12 protein-coding genes and 1 pseudogene are annotated in these 18,033 nt (G+C 69.4%); 11 read left to right on the forward strand and 2 right to left on the reverse strand.

Annotation, left to right across the window (positions count from 1 at the left end):
• Positions 1–25: 25 nt before the first annotated feature.
• The gene (locus G5C60_RS07795; protein WP_206439213.1) at positions 26–538 is read left to right on the forward strand and encodes a MarR family winged helix-turn-helix transcriptional regulator; all 513 of its coding nucleotides are present in this window, start codon (positions 26–28) and stop codon (positions 536–538) included.
• A gap of 133 nt (positions 539–671) precedes the next feature.
• Here the strand turns inward: G5C60_RS07795 and G5C60_RS53570 are convergent, their stop codons facing one another.
• Together G5C60_RS53570 and G5C60_RS07805 are read right to left on the reverse strand one after the other, a co-directional pair.
• The gene (locus G5C60_RS53570) at positions 672–3,410 is read right to left on the reverse strand and encodes a patatin-like phospholipase family protein (RefSeq protein ID WP_165256091.1); all 2,739 of its coding nucleotides are present in this window, start codon (positions 3,408–3,410) and stop codon (positions 672–674) included.
• 264 nt (positions 3,411–3,674) lie between these two features.
• A pseudogene (locus G5C60_RS07805) lies at positions 3,675–4,418 on the reverse strand (phosphotransferase family protein); the annotation flags it as partial.
• Between the two features lie 506 nt (positions 4,419–4,924).
• On the opposite strand from G5C60_RS07805, the gene G5C60_RS07810 reads away from it, so the two are divergent.
• From G5C60_RS07810 to G5C60_RS07855, 10 genes are all read left to right on the forward strand, one after another.
• Positions 4,925–5,257 carry a hypothetical protein gene (locus G5C60_RS07810; RefSeq protein ID WP_165256095.1) on the forward strand — a complete coding sequence of 111 codons (333 nt, stop codon included), beginning with the start codon at positions 4,925–4,927 and terminating at the stop codon, positions 5,255–5,257.
• Positions 5,258–5,299: 42 nt separating this feature from the next.
• Positions 5,300–5,611, forward strand: coding sequence for a pore-forming ESAT-6 family protein (locus G5C60_RS07815; protein ID WP_165256097.1), 312 nt, complete (start codon positions 5,300–5,302; stop codon positions 5,609–5,611).
• A 103-nt stretch (positions 5,612–5,714) separates the two neighbouring features.
• Positions 5,715–6,104 (forward strand): DUF6507 family protein, encoded by a 390-nt coding sequence (locus G5C60_RS07820; RefSeq protein WP_338145728.1) that lies wholly within the window; start codon positions 5,715–5,717, stop codon positions 6,102–6,104.
• Positions 6,101–8,926 (forward strand): hypothetical protein, encoded by a 2,826-nt coding sequence (locus G5C60_RS50965; protein WP_206439214.1) that lies wholly within the window; start codon positions 6,101–6,103, stop codon positions 8,924–8,926. Before G5C60_RS07820 ends, G5C60_RS50965 begins: the two co-directional genes overlap by 4 nt.
• A 1-nt stretch (position 8,927) precedes the next feature.
• Positions 8,928–9,788: a pentapeptide repeat-containing protein gene (locus G5C60_RS07830; RefSeq protein WP_338145729.1), complete on the forward strand. Its 861-nt coding sequence runs from the start codon at positions 8,928–8,930 to the stop codon at positions 9,786–9,788.
• A 54-nt stretch (positions 9,789–9,842) separates the two neighbouring features.
• Entirely contained in the window at positions 9,843–10,121 is a 279-nt protein-coding gene (locus G5C60_RS51645) for a hypothetical protein (RefSeq protein WP_165256099.1), read from the forward strand.
• Between the two features lie 66 nt (positions 10,122–10,187).
• Positions 10,188–11,525, forward strand: a complete 1,338-nt coding sequence (eccD, locus tag G5C60_RS07840) for a type VII secretion integral membrane protein EccD (RefSeq protein ID WP_338145731.1) — start codon at positions 10,188–10,190, stop codon at positions 11,523–11,525.
• A gap of 9 nt (positions 11,526–11,534) precedes the next feature.
• Positions 11,535–12,776 carry a CpaE/TadZ family protein gene (locus tag G5C60_RS07845; RefSeq protein WP_165256101.1) on the forward strand — a complete coding sequence of 414 codons (1,242 nt, stop codon included), beginning with the start codon at positions 11,535–11,537 and terminating at the stop codon, positions 12,774–12,776.
• Positions 12,773–16,774 (forward strand): type VII secretion protein EccCa, encoded by a 4,002-nt coding sequence (gene eccCa / locus G5C60_RS07850; protein ID WP_165256103.1) that lies wholly within the window; start codon positions 12,773–12,775, stop codon positions 16,772–16,774. The genes G5C60_RS07845 and eccCa overlap by 4 nt, the downstream gene beginning before the upstream one ends.
• A partial coding sequence (locus tag G5C60_RS07855; RefSeq protein WP_165256105.1) for a DUF6177 family protein occupies positions 16,771–18,033 on the forward strand: 1,263 nt, incomplete at its 3' end. The genes eccCa and G5C60_RS07855, both read left to right, overlap by 4 nt.

Consider the following 18,033-nt stretch of genomic DNA (forward strand, 5'->3'; position numbering starts at 1 on the left):
GACGACTGAGCAAGAGGTGCGCACGATGGCGGAGGCAGCCGACCGGGACCCGGCTCCGCGTCCGGCTCCGGGTGCGGGTGCGGATCCCGATCCGGACCCCGAGGGCACCAAGGGCCCGCTGACGATCTATCTCGTCAAGCAACTCGAACTGGCCATCCGCTCCTTCATGGACGAGGCCCTGCGGCCGTACGGGCTCACGACGTTCCAGTACACGGCCCTGACCGTGCTTCAGCACCGAGGCGGGCTTTCCTCGGCCCAGTTGGCCCGCCGCTCCTTCGTCCGACCCCAGACGATGCACGAGATCGTGCGCGCACTGGAGGAGCGCGGGCTGATCGAGCGCGTCCATGCCCCGGGGAACCGGCGGATCATGGAAGCCCGGCTGACGCGGGAGGGGGAGGAACTGCTGGCGGCGTGTGCGCCGGCGGTCCAGAAGCTGGAGGACCGGTTGCTGCGCGACATACCGGAGAAACGACGGTCCGTATTCCGCCAGGGCCTGGAGGACGGGCTCGCCTCCTTGACGGGACGGCACCACGGCTGACGCCGCACGGTGGGGGTTCACCAATGCCACCCACTTCTCCCGGCTCTTCCGTACACCGACAGGGCCAGGACCCGCTGTCGGCGAAGGTCGGTCGCCGGGGTGTGGCGGATCTGATTTCGAGTACGAGCCGGCGTCAGGGCGGGGGAAGAACCGGCGGAACGGGCACTTTGGGCAGAGGCGGCCCGGCGTGCGCGTAGGTTGCTTCCCAGGGCGTACTGATGGTGGGGAGCCACTTGTGCTTCTCCCATGCCTGCCAGGCCGCTTCGATACCAGAGGGGTTGGCTCGAGTGTCCTTGGTATGTTCCTGCCGCTTCTGGCAGTGGGCGCGCACCTCGAGCTTCATCCGCCGCACATCCGCAAGCGAGTCCGCCGACGGTGCGTGGGTGAGCCCGACGGACCCGAGGGTGCCTCGCTCCTCGTCCTGGAGCACCCCCTCGGACCGGTGCTCGAACTGGCCCCACGTCTCTATGCGCTTGACCGCTATCTGGAGTGACAGCATGCGCAACTGCTCACGCACGCTGTCATCGGGCTGCAGTTCGTCGTAGGCCCTCATGTAGCCGTAATCCATGTCGATCTGAATCAGTCCGCTGTCGACCTTGAACATGCTGTGGGTTTCGATCTGCGGCGCGATGACGCGAACGGGCACGTTGTAGCCGCGGAACGGCGCGAGGTCGTTCTGCCAGGTCTCGTCGAACAGGGCCTCGAAACTGCGCGCGGCGACTGCGGGGAATGCGGCGCCGGTGTAGTTGTGCGCGGCCATGCTCGCGGGTGAGGGCAGGACGGCGATGATGTCGGATGCACCGGCCAGGTCCGCGGCTGCCAAGGGTGCGTTGTCACGGACGCCGCCGTCCACGTAGTTGCCGCCGGGCAGCACCGTCGGCGGGTAGGCGATGGGGATGGATGCCGACGCCTGGAGCGCGTCCCGGAGGTTGACCGGGAAGTTGTTGTCGACGAAGCGCCCGCGTTGGTCCACGTAGCGAGTGTTCCCGGAGTCGAGGTTGACCGTCGCCACACGGAGTTCCAGGCCGGAGGAGAGGATCTTTGCAGGGTCGATCTGGGCGTCGATCTTTGCCCGGACCGGGTAGAAGAAGAAGATCGACGGTGAGCCGATCAGGTTCTGAAGGTCCGTGATGACCTTTCCGATGAGTACGCCGGCGCGGGCTGCGGCGAAGACGATGTCGGTGACGGTGAACAGCGTGCCGGCCCCGGATACGTTGCCAAGGACGTTCTTCGCCACACCTACGGCGATCTCCGCGTCGGGTGACAGCCATGAGTCCCGGCCGAGGCGCACTCCGAGCAGGTCGGCAAGATCGATACCCGCCACGTACTTGATGCCGAGCGAGGCCAGATTGTTCATGAGGCGTGAGACGAGCGGGGTGGGGACGTACAAGTCGGCAGAATCCTTCATGGCCCGCCACATGTCCTCCAGCCCCGCCAGGGCCCCGGCCCCCTCGGCCAGCTTGGCCGCGTTCAGCGCGCCGAGCGATGTGCCGCACAGCAGGTCCGGCCGGTAGCCGAAGACGTCGTAGAGGCAACGGGCCGCGCCGACCTCGAAGGCGCCTTTCGAACCTCCTCCGGCCAGGACGAGCGCCTTGCGCTCGCGCATGTCCACGTCGACGGTCCTGTTCACCGAACCACACCGATTGGTGGCCTTGAGGGTGTAGGAGCCGGTCCAGCTGCGGTTGGTGTTCACCGGCGGGAAGGCATGCTCTCCGTTGGTGGGCAGAGCGATCGGCGGAACGGGCAGCTCGGGTGGACCGACGGCGAGGATCTCCACCGTGTCGGCGTTGTCGGTCACCCAACCGAGGGTGAGCGGCCCGCGCGGACGGAGCATGACCCTGGCCGTGCCGTTGCCCAGGAACCCAATGATCTTCGGTGGCCCGCCGGCAAAATGATTACGGTCCGTCGAAGAGACGTGCGGAGCGTCCAGCCGCGGCCCGAGATCGCGCAGCTTCTGGGCGAACCCGTGCGCTGACATCCCCAGACACGCGAGTGCCTCGCCGGCGAGCTGCTCGGCGGCGGAGGCAGCGGTCTGACCCGATCCGCCGACTCCGCTCTGCAGGAATCCGACCGGCCCGTTTCCGACGCCCACCGGCGCCTTCAAGCGGATGTGGCGGTCGCTCCAGTCGGCCGGGTCGACCGCAGCGATCGCCCAACCGCCCGCATAGGCGGTGAAGTTGATGGTGAGCCCGACCGGCTGGGAGTCCCCGAAGCCGCGGCCACGTATGTCGATCCAGTCGCCGGCGCAGCCGCGCCCCGGCTGGAGCGAGTCGATGACCGCGGTCGCCGACTCCCTGGAAACGGCGGCGGCCGAACGGCGGAAGCCTGCCAGCGCGTGTCGCACACCTCCGAGGCAGGTCCGGCGAAATACCTCCTCGAAGCTGATGTTGCGATGCGGCAGCCGATCCTCCAGGAGCGCGAGGTCGAAGTGCCGCCCGAACGAACCGAAGAGACGGTCTCGCAGCAGTCTGTTCTCGACGTCCAGGCCGAAGCCCACCCGAAGCGCCAGGTCGGCCTCATGACCGTCCAGCAGCGGGTCGGTCAGCAGAATGACTGTCGTGAGGGCAATCGCCTTTCCGACGTAGTCGGCCCGCAGAACCTCCCATTCGGGCATCATCTCCGCGCCGTCGTTACCGAAGAACAGCTCCTCAGCGGTGCGCGAGGTATCGGTTCCGGTGAGATATGAATGCGAGCCGAGTTCGCGCGCGATCACCGGTCCCGCGACGCGCAGCTGTCCGACCACATCCAACTGCCCCTCAAACGTGATGGGCAGCCCGGTGAAGAGCGCTCTGGCCGCATCGGCTAACGGGGATGGCCCCTCATCACGCCCGTTCCGCTCGGCCTCGTTCGGCCCGTTCTCGGCAGCAGCCACAGCGACACCCCGTGTCCGGGCCGACGCGATGGTTGGATCCCCTTGATGGTTGGATCCCCTGGTGGAATGCGAGCGGCATCGACCACTTGTCGGGGAGTATGACCCCATTTTCCCGATCAAGCCATGATGGAAGAGTCCCGGCCTACCTCGTCTACGCCGGAAACGCGCAGGGATGTGGACCGGGAGCTGTACGTCATGCGCTCGTCAGTGCCCCTCGGTCCTCCGCGATTCGCCCGGTGCAAACCGCTCCTCCGTCTCCAGGCGCATCCGGGCTCTCAGCACGTCGACCTCGCAGCCCGGCGCGAAGGGGTCGAAGCCGTGCTCGATCAGCCAGCGAACCGCCAGCAGGCTTCGCAACGACCACCACGCGTGGATCACGTCGAGGTCGATGTCGGTGCCATAGCCGGCGATGACGTCGTCGAGGTGCTCCTCGTGTCCGAGCGTGAAGGTGGCGAGGTCGTACAGGGCATCACCCTGGCCCGCCTCGGACCAGTCGATGATGCCGGTGACCTCGTCTCCGTCGACGAAGACGTGCGCGATCTGCAGGTCGCCGTGTGTGAACGCCGCAGTCCACGGCCGGAGCGCGGCCTCGGCGACCTGGCGGTTGCGGGTGACCAGGTCGGCGGGCAGGACACCGTTCGTCACGAGCAACTCGCACTCGGCGTCGAGTTCCGCCACCAGCGCGACGACGCTCCGCCCGGCCCGGCCCGGCCGGGCCGGCAACGGCGCGTCATGCAGCTTCCGGATGGCGGCGCCCGCCGCGGCCCACGCCGCCGGCGACCCGGTCGACGGCCCGCCGAGGCGCCCGAGCGTCGTCCCCGGGAGTGCGGCGATCGCGAGCACGGACGGCTTGCGCCACACGACCTCCGGGGTCGGGACCGGCGCGAGGGACATCATCTCGGCCTCGACGTCGATGCGCGCCTGATCGGCGTCCACCTTCAAGAACACGTCACCGACGCGCAGAGTCGCGCGCTCAGAATGGGCGACGACGACTTCGACCTCATCCATGGGCGACCAGTATCCCGGGGATGATCGCCGACGTCGCCAGGTTTATGGCGTGCGATGACGCGGGTGGAGCGAGCGACACATCCGGATCCGAATTCGGATGCATCGTGCTGCTACCGCCTGGGATGTATCCCGCCAGATGAGCGACCGCCCTCGTCAGCCGGCCTCGAACCGAGGTGTGGAGACGGACCGCTACGCGCAAGGATCGCCCAGGCAGCGTCTCACCGCCTCGACTCGTACGTCATCCTGCTGCCCACTCATGGCCCAGCTATGAGAGCCGCGCTTTGAGCGGGTCGGTGCCCACGAGGTCAATAGCGAGGGTGCATGCCGTACCCAAGACACTCATGGGATAGATCACGCCACTTCACCCCAACTGCGTTGCGTCTGCAACGAGTTATGGGACAGGGTGTTCGATGTACGGTGATACTTGCGTGACGCACGAGGCCGCTGTGGCGATTCGAGGGCCGCGGCGCACATGAACTTACGCACGAACTTACGGGGGTGGGTGCATGAAGTTCGACATGGGATCTACGACCCTGTCCGACCTGGGGAAGAGCACGGTCGGCTCCAGTGATGACCTGGGCACGCTGATCACGTGGCTGATCTTGGCGGCGGAGCCGCTGGAGGGCAAGTTCAACGGCTCCGGCAAGGTCGCCTTCGACTCGTTCAAGACACGCGCGGACGAGATCACCGCGGCGCTGAACGGCTCGCTCAGCGCGATCCTGGGCGGCCAGTCCGGCATGGACGAGGCCTTCGGCACCGGTGACCTGGAACAGGGCGACAACGCCAACCAGAACATGGGCCTGGCCAACTTCGACGCCGCCCGCTTCGGCGCCCGCTGACACCCGACCAGAACGAGCGAGAACGAGGGGGACATTTCCGCGATGGGGCAGAACCAGGACCGCCGCTCGTACGACACCGGCGCCTCCAGCGACGTACAGGGCAGCCTGCAGACCGTCATCGGGAACCTGGAACGGGTACTCGGCGACCGGGACCGGGCGGTGAAGGCCGCGATGGCCGACTACCAGGCCGACGGCGTCTCCGACGAGTACCACGGCAAGGAAACCCGCTGGAACACCGCCGCCAACGAGGTCCGCGACATCATCCGCCTGGTGCGCACCACGCTGGAGCAGAACGACGGGACCGCGCAGACGACGCTGGCCAGGGCACAGGCCGCGGTGGACAACATCGGCTGACCGGCCGAATGCGGGGACGTGAGGTGCCGGGCCGCAGGTGGGCGGCGGCCCGGCGTACAGGGATGCGGATGAGCGGTTTGTGCGGGGACCAGGGGGCTTTTGCGTGACGCGTTGGGACATCTCTCCGTCCGGTGTACAGGGCGTTCTCGGCCAGGCCGCGACAGCGGCCGAGGGGCTGGCGAACACCGGCAAGGCGCTGGAGGAGACCGTGCCGAGCGCCGGGAAGTCGGCGGGCACCATCGCGGAGGGTGCGTCGGGGCCGAGTTGCGTGCAGGGGCCGGTGGCGGCGGCGCTGGGTGAGTTCATGGCGGCCTGTCAGAAGGACCTCATGTACGTGGCGGTCCGTACGGCCAACTCTTTGAACGGGGCCGCCGAAGCCACCGGCTTCTACCTCCAGGGCGATCTGGAGATGGCCGCGGAGGCACAGCGCGCGGCACTCCAGGAACCCAGGATCGACCTGCCCGGTGCGGGCGGCCGGCAGGGCGCCAAGTGAGCGCGGAGCTGATCAGCCCCGAAAGCATTCCCCAATTCACCGGTGACCTCGAGCAGTTGGGCCTGGACGCGCTGACGCTCGGCGCGGAGGCGATGGTCTTCCGTGGGTCCGGGGCGGCGGTGCACTCCACCTTCCAGGGACTGTCGGCGTTCTACGACGCTCCGGAGGCGGAGCAGTTGTTCGCCACCACCGCGCCCGTGGCCGCCAAGTCGGACGCGTTCGCGGACGACTTGGAGCAGGTGGGCAAGGCGCTGTCCGCGTACGCGGACGAGGTGCGCCCGCTGGCGGCGAGGCTGAAGAGTCTCAAGGCGCGGGCCACCACGTTCCGCGGGGACATCGCGGGCGACGACGACTGGCGTGAGGACGACGACAACGTCCAGCTCAACAACGATCTGGTGCATGACGTCAACGCCACTGTGGAGGCCTTCTGGCAGGCCGAGATCACCTGCCACAACACGATCACCGCCCTGGTCGGCGGCACGCGGCTCATCATGGAGAACGGCGCGAGCAAACGGCTGCTGCCCAAGGGCACCTCGATCTACGGCTTCACCGCCGACCTCATGAACCAGTCCCAGGACCTGCCCTGGGGCCAGACGGTCGAGAAAGAACGGCACGGGCTGGACTGGCTCGGCCACCAGATCGTCAGCTTCGGCGAGGGCTTCTTCGTCGACGGTCTGTGGACCATGGCCCAGGGGCTGTGGACGCTGGGCGGCGGCGACGGCCTGGACGCGATGGGCAAGGCCTGGGACGGCCTGGGCAAGCTCGGGGTGGGCCTGGCCGTCACGCTCACCCCGGCAGCGGGCGTCTACTGGATGCTCCCCGACGACAAACTCCCTCCCCTTCTGCGGGACTCCCGCACCGCGCTGAAGGACACCGGCAAGGCGCTGGTCGCCTACGACCAGTGGGGCACCAACCCCGCCCGCGCTTCGGGCGCTGTCACCTTCAACGTCCTGACCACCGTCTTCACCGGCGGCGCCGGTGCCGCCGCCAAGGGCGGCGCGATCTCCAAGACGGTTGCCGCCCTGGGCAAGGCCGGCCGCCTCGTCGACCCCATCACCTACATCGGCGCGGCGGCGAAGTTCGGCACGGTCAAGGTGGCCGGCCTGTTCGACAGCCTGAAGTCGGTCCGCACGGGGGCGTACACGGACGCCGTCTCCGGCGCGGGCAGAGTGCAGCCCGACGGCAGCGTCCTGCGTACGGCCGACGACGTTCCGGTCGTAGTCGGGAACCAGGTCGTATGGCCCGGCGGCGCGCGACTCAACCTGGACGACGGCTCGGTCGTCCGGGCGGACGGCACCACAGCCGCGGCCCGCGTCGAACTGTCGGCCGCGGACCGCTCCATGCTGGAGCAGAGCCTTCCGCACCGCGATCCGGTGATGGTCCACGCCGGGGACAACGCGACCGCGCACGTCGGCGACAACGCGTCGCCACAGTCAAGTCACCAGCCTTCAGGAGGTGAGACCGCCTCGGGACACAGCCGCGATCTCCCCGACGGGGCAGGCGCAGCGCACTCTCATACCTCCGCGCCGGGCGGTGGTGGCGGTGACGCCGGAGGCCCACCGGTCGGCGGAGGTTCGCATCTGCCCGACGGCCCCATGGAGCCTCGGGGCAACCTCCCCGATGGCTCCTGGGAAGGGCCGCAGGGGCTGAGGCTGAGTCCGGAAGAGAATGCTGCCACCGGCCAGTTCATGGACCGGGCCGTGGCGACCGAGCCGCGCATCACGGAGGCCATTCAAGCCGCTGCCGGACGTGTCGAGCACGGGAAGCTCAACGGTCTCGAGTACCGCTTGAAGGGGGAGGATTCCCTCAAGCGCAAGGTTGCCACAGCCCTGCTCGAGGACGCCCGACTGACGCCGGACCGCGCTCTGGCCAACACTAGGGATTCCCTTCGCTACACGGTCGAGATTCCCACCAGGGACTACTCACACGGCGTGCAGCAAGCAGTCAACGAATTGCGTGCCCGAGGCTTTGAGAATGTCACGTTCAAGAACACCTGGGGGGGCTCGGGATACAAGGGCATCAATTCCACGTGGCGGGACCCTTCGACTGGTCAGATCTTCGAGGTGCAGTTCCACACGGCTGAGAGCTTTGTCGCCAAGATGGACACCCATGTCCTCTACGAGAAGGGGCGCCTTCCGGGCATCTCCAGCGATGAGTTCGCTGCCATTCAGGCCGCGCAGAACGATCTGTTCGACAGGGTTCCAGTTCCCCGTGGAGCTGACTCGGTCCGACTCGACGAGAACCTGCCTGGCGCAAGGGCACCCGAGGCTCCCGACGTCGCCCTGGGACGGCACGGTGACGAGTCTGTGCACGGGAATGGGCCGCCGCCGGAACTCACCGCAGAGCAGCGCACATTTCATGATGCGCACCTGAATGATCTTGCACGGCAGTACAGCGACGACTTCGACCAGCTGAAGCAGGACCCTGATCACAAGGGGAAGGTGAAGCCGTCGGAAATGGACGAAGCCCGGGTTACGCTGGATCTGCGCGAAAACGGGAAAGTCCCCACCGACATCCAGCGACCTCCCGGTGCCAACCAGGGGGATCTCTATTCGCCGAGCACCGGAGAGTTCTACGACATCAAGGGCGTGCACTCGGACTGGCCGCCACTCAATAACGTCCGTGACAAGTCACTGCCGTTCAAGGGAGCGTATAACCCGGCGAACAACCAGGGGTGGGTGCGCAAGCTGGAGGATCAGATTGTCACCAAGGGGCGCATAGTTATCCTCGACATGCGCAATGCCAATCAAGCGGCGATCAACGACGTCAGGTCGATCGTCGAGCAGCACGGGTGGAGTGATCGAGTTGTCTGGTATCCGTGACGTGAACCGCATCGTCCGGATGATGCCGCCCGATGCGGAAGCCGCTGCTGCTCTACGGGAGTGGGTCGAGCAAGCGGACTCGCTTCTGGACGTCTCGGCGCTCGACCTGTCCGGGGCCGACCTGTCAGGTGCGGACCTGGCCATGGCGCTCCTGACTCAGACCGTCCTCCGAGGGGCCAAACTCGTCGGCACCGACCTTTACCGGGCGCATCTGGAGGGGGCCGTGCTCGACAAGGCCGACCTCTCCAGCGCGTCGCTGGTCAAGGCCGAACTCGATGAGGCTTCCCTCCGGGGCGCCACCTTGGACGAAGCAGACCTGGGAAGTACCAACCTCTGGGCAGTCGATGCTCGGTCGGCTCGTTTCCGGGCAGCGAAGCTCGATGGCGCTTCCTTGATCGATGTCCAGCTGGAGGGCGCCGATCTCACCAACGCGTCAGTGCGCGAGACGTCCTTGAAGGCAGTGCTCGACGAGCACACGGTCGTTCAAGGTCTCTCCGGCACGCTCTTCGGGCCTGCGGTCATCGACCAGGCAGGCATGCGGCGCGAGATCAACGGACTGGAGCTCGAGCGGTGGCTGAACGGCCGAGGAGCGAAGGTACACGTTCTCGACCCGCGCTCCGGGGACATCACGTACTACGCCAAGTTCAGTGAGGGCTACTCGCGCAGCAATCCTCAGGGCATCGTCAGGCGCCGCATGGTGAACGGCGTAGCGCATGACGAGGCGTTCACCAGGAACCTGCGCTGGGAACCGACGGAGTACCTGCGCCTCTACGAACTGGGGCACAACGAGGTCGACCACGTGGAAATCAGTGAAGCGGAAGCGGTCGCATTCATTGAAGCGGTCACGGAAGAGAACACATAGCCAGCCCGGCAGGCACAAGTCGGTCGGTAAGCGAAGAGCGGATGGCAGGTAGCCGTGGCAGCCCAGGACTACGACAGCCAATTGCTGGAGTCGGTGTCGGTTCGGCGTCGGCGGTTGCGGGATGCCGTTCTTTTCGGGACTCAGCGGCAACGGCGGTCGGTGGATGAGCGGTTGGGGAAGGTGTTCGCCGGGATTGTGGTCGCGGCGGTGTTGTGTGCCGGGTGTGTGGGGTGGTCGTTCATTTCGCATCGGGTGATGGGGAAGAGCCCGTACGGCAGCTCTGTTCCCTCGCCCTCTCCCACCGCGACGACTCCCCCAACTTCCGCCCGATGACTCGATGATAGGTTCGAACGCGTGATATCTGCGGGGTCTCTGAGCCGTTCGACGCCGTCGAACCGGATCGCTTTGAGCCGGGTCACTCTGGTCGGCGAACGGCGCCGCGTCGATCTCGTACTCCCCTCTCAGGAACCGGTCGGGCTGCTGCTGCCCGAAGTGATGCGGCTGCTGGACGACCGGGTATCGGCTCGGCCCGAGTTGCGGCATCTGGTGACCGCGGACGGTTCGGCGCTCGCGCATGACAGCACGCTGGAGTCGGCCGGGGTTCCGGACGGCGCCGTGTTGCGGTTGGTTCGGGCGGAGGACGCCCCCGCGGCGCCCGTGGTGCATGACGTCACCGATGAGGTCGCCGACGATCTGGATGTACGCGGCTGGCGGTGGACCCCGGCGGCCAGGCGCGTCGTCGCGGGAGTCGCGGCGGTCGGCTGGGCTGTCGTTGCGGGGGTCCTGGCCCGTGGCGAGTTCGCGCTGTCGACGGTGGGCAGCGCTCTGGTGGCCGTTGCCGCGGTGGCGGCACTCGCCGGGGCCCTGTTCGGGCGGGCCGGGCAACGCGGACTGGCCACCACTCTGCTCGTCGCCGGTGGAGTACTCGGGGTGTTCGGGGCGTGGACCCTGGCCGATGCCCAAGACTGGTCCGGCGCGCTGCGGCTGGCCGGCGCGGCGGTCACCGTCGTGGTGATCCTGCTTCTGCTGGGCTGGTTCACGGCGCTCGGGCGAGGCGGGCTGCTGGGTGCCGCCGCGGTGGCGGGGTGCGTGGTGTGCTGGCAGGCGGCGGTGGCGATGCAGTCCGGCGCCGGTACGGCGGTGGAGCAGGCCCGGGTGGGCGCCCTGCTGGCCGTCGTCTCCGTCGTCGTCCTCGGGCTGCTGCCGCGCCTCGCGCTCATGGCGTCCGGGCTCTCCGGCCTGGACGACCGGCGCTCCGGCGGCACGTCCGTCAGCCGGTACCAGGTGAGCGCCGCGCTGAGCGCCACGCATCGTGGCCTGGTGCTCGCCACCGTGGCGCTGGCGGTGTCGGCCATGGCGGCGGGGCTTCTCGTGCTGCGCGCGCCGTCGAAGTGGACGGTGCTGCTCGCGGTCGCCGTCACGGTGGTGCTGGTGTTGCGGGCGCGGGCCTTCCCGCTGGTCGCGGAGGTCGTGGTGCTGTTCGGGGCCGGCGCCGTGGTCGCCGTCCGGCTCGTGTGGGTGTGGCTGGAGCACTCCGGGCCTGCGGGGCCGATGGCCGTGCTCGTCACGCTGGCCGTCCTGCCGCTGGTGGTGCTGACCGTGCAGCCCGCCGAGCATGTGCGGGTGCGGCTGCGGCGCTTCGGCGACGTACTCGAGTCGGTGGGGGTCATCGCCCTGTTCCCGCTCGTCATCGGGGCGTTCGGTGTGTACGGGCGTCTGCTCGACACCTTCGCGTAGGGGAACTCCATGACTCAGGGAGGCAACTGGCAGCGGGATGTGCTGCGGCAGTTGGGGCAGCAGCAGCACGGTGCACCGGACGAAGCGACCAGGCCCACCGCCGGATCACCGGAACCCACCGCCGGACCCCCGGAGCCCACCGCGCGGCTCCGCCTGGCACACTCCACTCCCAAGCAGCCCAAGCAGCCCAAGCCGGCCCAGCCGCCCGCTCAGCCGGCTCCCGCAGCCTCCCCGAACTCCCCGCAACCGCAGCCGCAGCACCCGGCACCGGCACCGGCACCACCGTCGCAACCCGCCGTCCGGGCGGCCCGTGACCCCCGCCTTCCCTCGCACACCCCGGAGTCCGTTCCGACGATCGACCCGCGCCTCGCGCACGCCCTGGGCCGCCCTCAGCACGGGGACTCGGTGGCCCGACGCACCGGACGCACGCTCCGCAACCTCACGTCGTCCGCCGCCCGGGACGTGGCCGAAGAGACCTGGATCGCACGGGAGTTGCAGCAGCCGGTCACCACCGGGCGCGTCATCGCGGTGACGTCGATCAGAGGCGGCGTGGGCAAGTCCACGGTCTCCGCGCTGCTGGGCCGGACGTTCAACCACTACCGCCACGACCCGGTACTGACCCTGGAGGCCGATGCCGCGCTGGGCACGCTGCCGGTGCGGATGGGCGCGGAGTCGGTGCGCTGGTCGTGCGCGGATCTCGCCCAACTCCTCAGCCCGGCCATGCAGTTGACCGACATCACCGGCTACCTGGTTCCGGTGGCCGACGGCGGCTGGCTGCTCCCCGCGAGCCAGGGACGCGTCGGCGCGCCCCTGGACGTACGCACCTACCGCACGGTCACCCTCGCGCTGCGCCGCTACTTCGCGGTGACGGTGGTGGACTGCGAGACCCTGCCGGGCGAGGTGGCCCGTACCGCGATGGACACCGCGCACGCCCGGGTGGTGGTCGCGCCGATGACGGCGGAAGGCGTGAACGGCACCCGCATCGTGCTGGACTGGCTGGGACAGCTGCCGCACTCCGCACTGGCCACCACCATCGTCGCCCTGAGCGCCAACTCCCCTGATATGACGCTGGATTCCCAAGACGCTGCCGCGCATCTGCGGGAGACAGGAGTAACGGTCGTGCCCCTCCCCTACGACCGCCATCTGGCCGCAGGAGGTCCCATTCACACCGCCCTGCTGGGCCAGGCCACCCGCGACGCCACGATCCGGCTGGCCGCCGAGGCGATGCGGCGGGCGGTGACGGTGCGATGAGCCGGCAGCAGATCCACCGGCCCGCGCGCAGCACCCGGCCCCTCACCCCGGGCGTACCGCGCACGATCGAACCGCCGCCGAACCTGCCCGAGGGCAAGATGGGCAACGCGGCCACCGCGCTGCTGCCGATGGCCGGCGTGATGGGTTCGGTCATCATGATGACCGTCATCCGTTCCAGCCAGTTCGCCGCCCTCGGCGCGATCGTGCTGGTCTTCGCCCTGCTGGGCGCGGTGGCCCTGTTCCTGTCCCAGCGGGGCAAGGCCCAGCGCACCCGGCGCACCCAGCGCGAGCGCTACCTGGAGTATCTGGAGGAGTTCCGCGACGAGTTCAACACGAGCGAGCGGGAACGCCGCACGCAGGCGCGGGTGGTCGATCCGCCGCCGCAGGCGCTGTACGACCTGGTCCGCGACCCGGCGCGGCTGTGGGAGCGGCGCCGCATGGACGCCGACTTCCTGCGCGTCCGGGTGGGCGCGGGCGACGTCCCCGTGCAGCAACTGGCCCTCGGCGAGAACTCCGGCAGTGGTGTCCTGACCCCGCCGGACCCGTTCATGCTCAACGAGGCCAGAGCGCTGCTGGCCCGCTACGCCACCAGCAGCGACTTCCCGCTCACCGTGCCACTGGACCGCGCGGGCAACGTCAGCATCGTCGGCGACCGCGAAGGCGTCCTGCGCGTCGCCCGCGCCCTGGTGATCCAGACCGCGGTCACCCACGCCCCGGACGACGTGGCCATCGCGCTCGGCGTACCCGGTGAACGGCTGACGGAGTGGGAGTGGGCCAAGTGGCTGCCCCACGTCCTCGACACCCAGGAGCAGGGCGGGCCGGTCGCCGCCCGCCGGATCGCCCCGAGCCTGCCCCAACTGGCCCGGCTGTGCGCACACGATCTGCGACGCCGCGCCTCCTACGCCGCCGAAGTGCGCCGGGGCCTGTCCGACAAGAACGCCCTGCGCATGACCGACCGGCTGCTGGTCGTCAGCGACGAGCACGGCGGGACCGCCGTCGAACTGTCCCGCTCTGATGCGGCCATCGGCCTGCACGACATGGGCGTCACCGTGCTGCATCTGCTGGAGCAGCAGGTGCACGAGCCGGACCAGGTGAGCGTCCGCATCACCGTCGACGGCGACCAGATCATGGTCGAAGACCTGCGTACGCCGGACAGCCCTGTCGTGTACGGAACGTCGGACGCAGTGAGCATCGCGGGCGCGGAGGGGCTGGCCCGGATGCTGGCACCGCTGCGGCTGTCCGCGGAGTCCGCGGCCGAGGGCACCCCGGTGACCGGACCTGTGGACTTCCCCGGCCTGCTGGGCATCGAGGACCCGGCCGCACTCGATGTGGCCCGGCTGTGGGCGCCGCGCGGCGAGCGTGACTTCCTGCGCGTCCCCATCGGACTGACCGACCGGCACGAGCCGGTGCTGCTGGACCTCAAGGAGTCCTCCGAGCTCGGCATGGGCCCGCACGGCCTGTGCGTGGGCGCCACCGGCTCCGGCAAGAGCGAGCTGCTGCGCACCCTGGTCCTCGCGCTGACCGCCACCCACTCCCCCGAGGACCTGGCCCTGGTCCTGGTCGACTACAAGGGCGGCGCCACCTTCGCCCCCTTCACCGAACTCCCGCACGTCGCCGGAGTGATCACCAACCTGGAGAACCAGGCCAGCCTCGTCGAACGCGTCCACACCAGCCTGGCCGGTGAGGTCAAGCGCCGCCAGCAGGTCCTCAAGGACGCCGGGAACGTCGCCGACATCGGCCACTACGCCGCCCTGCGCACGCAAAAGCCGGACCTGGAGCCGCTGCCCCACCTGTTCGTCGTCATCGACGAGTTCGGCGAACTGATCACCGCCAAGCCCGACTTCATCGACCTGTTCCTGTCCATCGGCCGCATCGGCCGCTCCATCGGCGTCCACCTGCTGCTCTCCAGCCAGCGCATCGAGGGCGGCAAACTCAAGGGCCTGGACACCTACCTCTCCTACCGGCTGGGCCTGCGCACCTTCTCCGCCGACGAGTCCCGCACCGTGCTGGACACCACCGACGCCTTCCATCTGCCACCACTGCCGGGCTTCGGCTACCTGAAGGTCGACACCTCCACGTACGAACGCTTCAAGGCGGGTTACGTGTCCGGCGGCTACCGGGGTCCGGCGCTGCGCAAGGAGCAGGACGACGAGCCACTCGCCTGGCCCTACCCGACGTACAACACCCTCGACAGCCGGGAGAACCAGGGTGGGGAGGAGCCCGCGCCCAGCAAGCGGGAGACCGGCCCGACTGTCATGTCGGTGATGGTCGGCCGGCTGGCCGGCGCCGCGCCCCCGGCCCGCCGCATCTGGCTGCCGCCGCTGCCGGACGCCGTCACCCTGGATGCGGCCGCCGGACCGGTCCAGGTCTCCGAGCACGGACTGCACCTCGCCGGGCGCGCAGGCGCGATGCGGGTGCCGCTCGGCGTGCTCGACGACCCGGGCCGGCAATGGCAGGGCCAGTGGATGCTCGACCTGACCGTCGCCGGCGGTCACGCCGCGGTGATCGGCGGCCCGCAGTCCGGCAAGACCACGCTGCTGCGCACCCTCGCACTGTCGCTGGCCGCCACCCATACCCCGTACGACGTCGCCGTCTACGGCCTGGACCTGGTCGGCGGCGGCCTGTCCGCGCTGGCCGGGCTGCCGCACGTAGGCGGCATCGCGGGCCGCGCCGACCACGAACGCGCCGCCCGCACCGTCGCCGAAGTCCGCGCCATGCTCACCGCCCGCGAGGAACTCTTCCGCGAGCACGGCATCGACTCCGTCGACCAACTACGCCACCTGCGCGCCAAGGGCCAACTGCCGCAGCTCGGCTCCACCGACATCGTGCTGCTCATCGACGGCTTCGGCGCGCTGCGCGACGAGTTCGACGACCTCGACGACGCGGTCACCGACCTCCTCAAGCGCGGCGGCGGCTACGGCATCCACATCGTGGCCGGGATGCTCCGCTGGAACGACGTCCGCATCGCCACCCAGTCCATGTTCGGCACCCGCGTCGAACTGCGCCTCAACGACCCGGCCGACTCCAGCATCGACCGCAAACTGTCCGAGACGCTCTCCTCCGACACCCCGGGCCGAATCCTGACCGACGACAAACTCTTCGCGCAGGTCGCCCTGCCCCGGATCGACGCATCACCGTCCACCGGCGATCTCGGCCCGGCCCTGGAGGACGCGGCGCGCACCATCCGCGCCACCTGGCATGGTGAACTCGCCGCACCCGTACGCGTGTTGCCCACCCGGCTCCCTGCCGCCAAGCTGCCGTCACCGGCCGCCGAGCCCCACCGGGTCCCCATCGGCGTGGACCAGGACACGCTCGCTCCCGCCCTGCTGGACCTGTTCGGCAGCGACCAGCACCTGCTGATCCTCGGCGACAACGAATGCGGCAAGACCAACCTGCTCAAGCTCATCGCCGGTCAGCTCATCGAGCGCCACTCGGACAAGGAACTGGTCTTCGGCGTGTTCGACCCACGCCGCGGCCTGCGCGGCCTCATCCCCGAGCCCTACCGCGGCGGCTACGCCCACAACGCCAAACTCTCCGCCGCGCTGGCCACCGGCATCGCCACCGAACTGGAAAAACGCCTGCCCGAGACGGCCGACCCCGACGCCCTGAGCGCGGACCCCGCCTTCACCGGCCCGCGGATCGTCATCCTGGTCGACGACTACGACATCCTCACCACCGCCGGCCAGCAGCCGCTGGCCCCCTTCCTGCCGTACGTCTCCTCCGCCCAGGACATCGGCCTGCACTTCATCGTCGCCCGCCGCGTCGCCGGATCCTCCCGCGCCCTGTACGAACCCCTCCTGACGACGCTTCGGGAGACAGGAACCGCGGCCCTGGTCATGACCGGCGACCGTACCGAGGGCCAGCTCTTCCCCGGCCTGTACGCCTCCGCCCAGCCACCCGGCCGCGGCACCCTGGTCCGCCGCGGCCGCCGGCACCACCTCATCCAGACCGCCCTCGCGGCCGAATCCGAAGAGACCGAAGAGGCCAAGCGCCCGTGACCAAGGACGTCATCGCCCTCACCCCGAAAATGCCCGATACCTGGGCCATGCTGGCCGGGCTGTACGCGGGCGGCCCCGACCTGGAGGTGAGCGCCACCGCCGACGGCGCCGTCATCCAGCTGTGCGGCCCCGGCGGGCGCCCCCTGGTCTCCGTCGAGGCTCCGGTCCTGGTCCAGGTCCCCGGCGAAGCCGCTCGCCTCCTCGGCGACGACGTGCCCGTCCCCGACGTGCCGTTCTGGTGGACCGAGGCCCGCGCCTCCACCGCCACCCCCGAGGCCGAACGCCTCGCCGGATCCGTCTGCGGCCGCCTCAACACCCTGCTCGGCGGCACCACCTGGCCCCACGGAGCCGCCACCACCGAGGTCGTCGAGGCCGCCTCCACCGCACTCCCGGCGCCGGGCGACGCGCAACCCGCCGTGGACGTCCTCACCGAGAGCACAGCCGTCGTCCTGACGGACCGGCCCGTCGTCGCCCTGACCTCCTGGCTGTCCGACGTGCTGCGCGCCACGGCCGAGTCGGGCCGCGCACTGCAGATCGTCACCCCACCCGACGTACGGCTGAGCCTGCCCACCCGCACCAGCGTCACCAGGGTGCCCAACCGGTGGGTGGTCCAGGACCCGGAGTGCGGTTACTTCGACGGGCTGTCCGGGGCCGTACTGCGCTGGCAGGACGGCACCTTCGCCCCCGCCCTCACACGGGACGGGAAACCCGCCATGGCGAAGGCCTTCACCCGCTCCGAGCCGAAGCCGGGCGGGCGCCGGCTCATCGTCGCCTTCCGCACCCTCCGCCCGGCCGACGAACACCTCGTCCTCGGCCGGGCCCTGGAAACCGCCTGGCACGTCCTCACCGGCGCAGTCCCCGCCGGATGGGGAACCGCGGAACCCGTCAACCTCCCCTGGTCAACCCGCCGATTGACCGATCTCGCCCGCGAGCGCGCCCCCGAACCCACCCAACTGATCGCGATCGGCCACCCCGACCACCCCACGATGGCAACCCTCCGCGTCACCCGCACACAGAACGCCGTAGAGGAAGACATCACACTCACACTCGGCTACGGCGAAGACGAGACCCCACCCCTTCACGCCGTAGAAAAACTCGCCGAGGCCCTCGTCGCCGAGCACGGCCTCGCCACCATGCTCACCTCCCTGCACAACGCGAACCACGACCTCACCACGTCACCTCGGCTCGAAGCGCCGCCCATCCCCGTGGCCTTCACCCTCGGCGCTGACGACATACGTGGCATCGGCCTCACCCACGCC

Source organism: Streptomyces scabichelini, assembly GCF_011045015.1.
Classification (GTDB): domain Bacteria; phylum Actinomycetota; class Actinomycetes; order Streptomycetales; family Streptomycetaceae; genus Streptomyces; species Streptomyces scabichelini.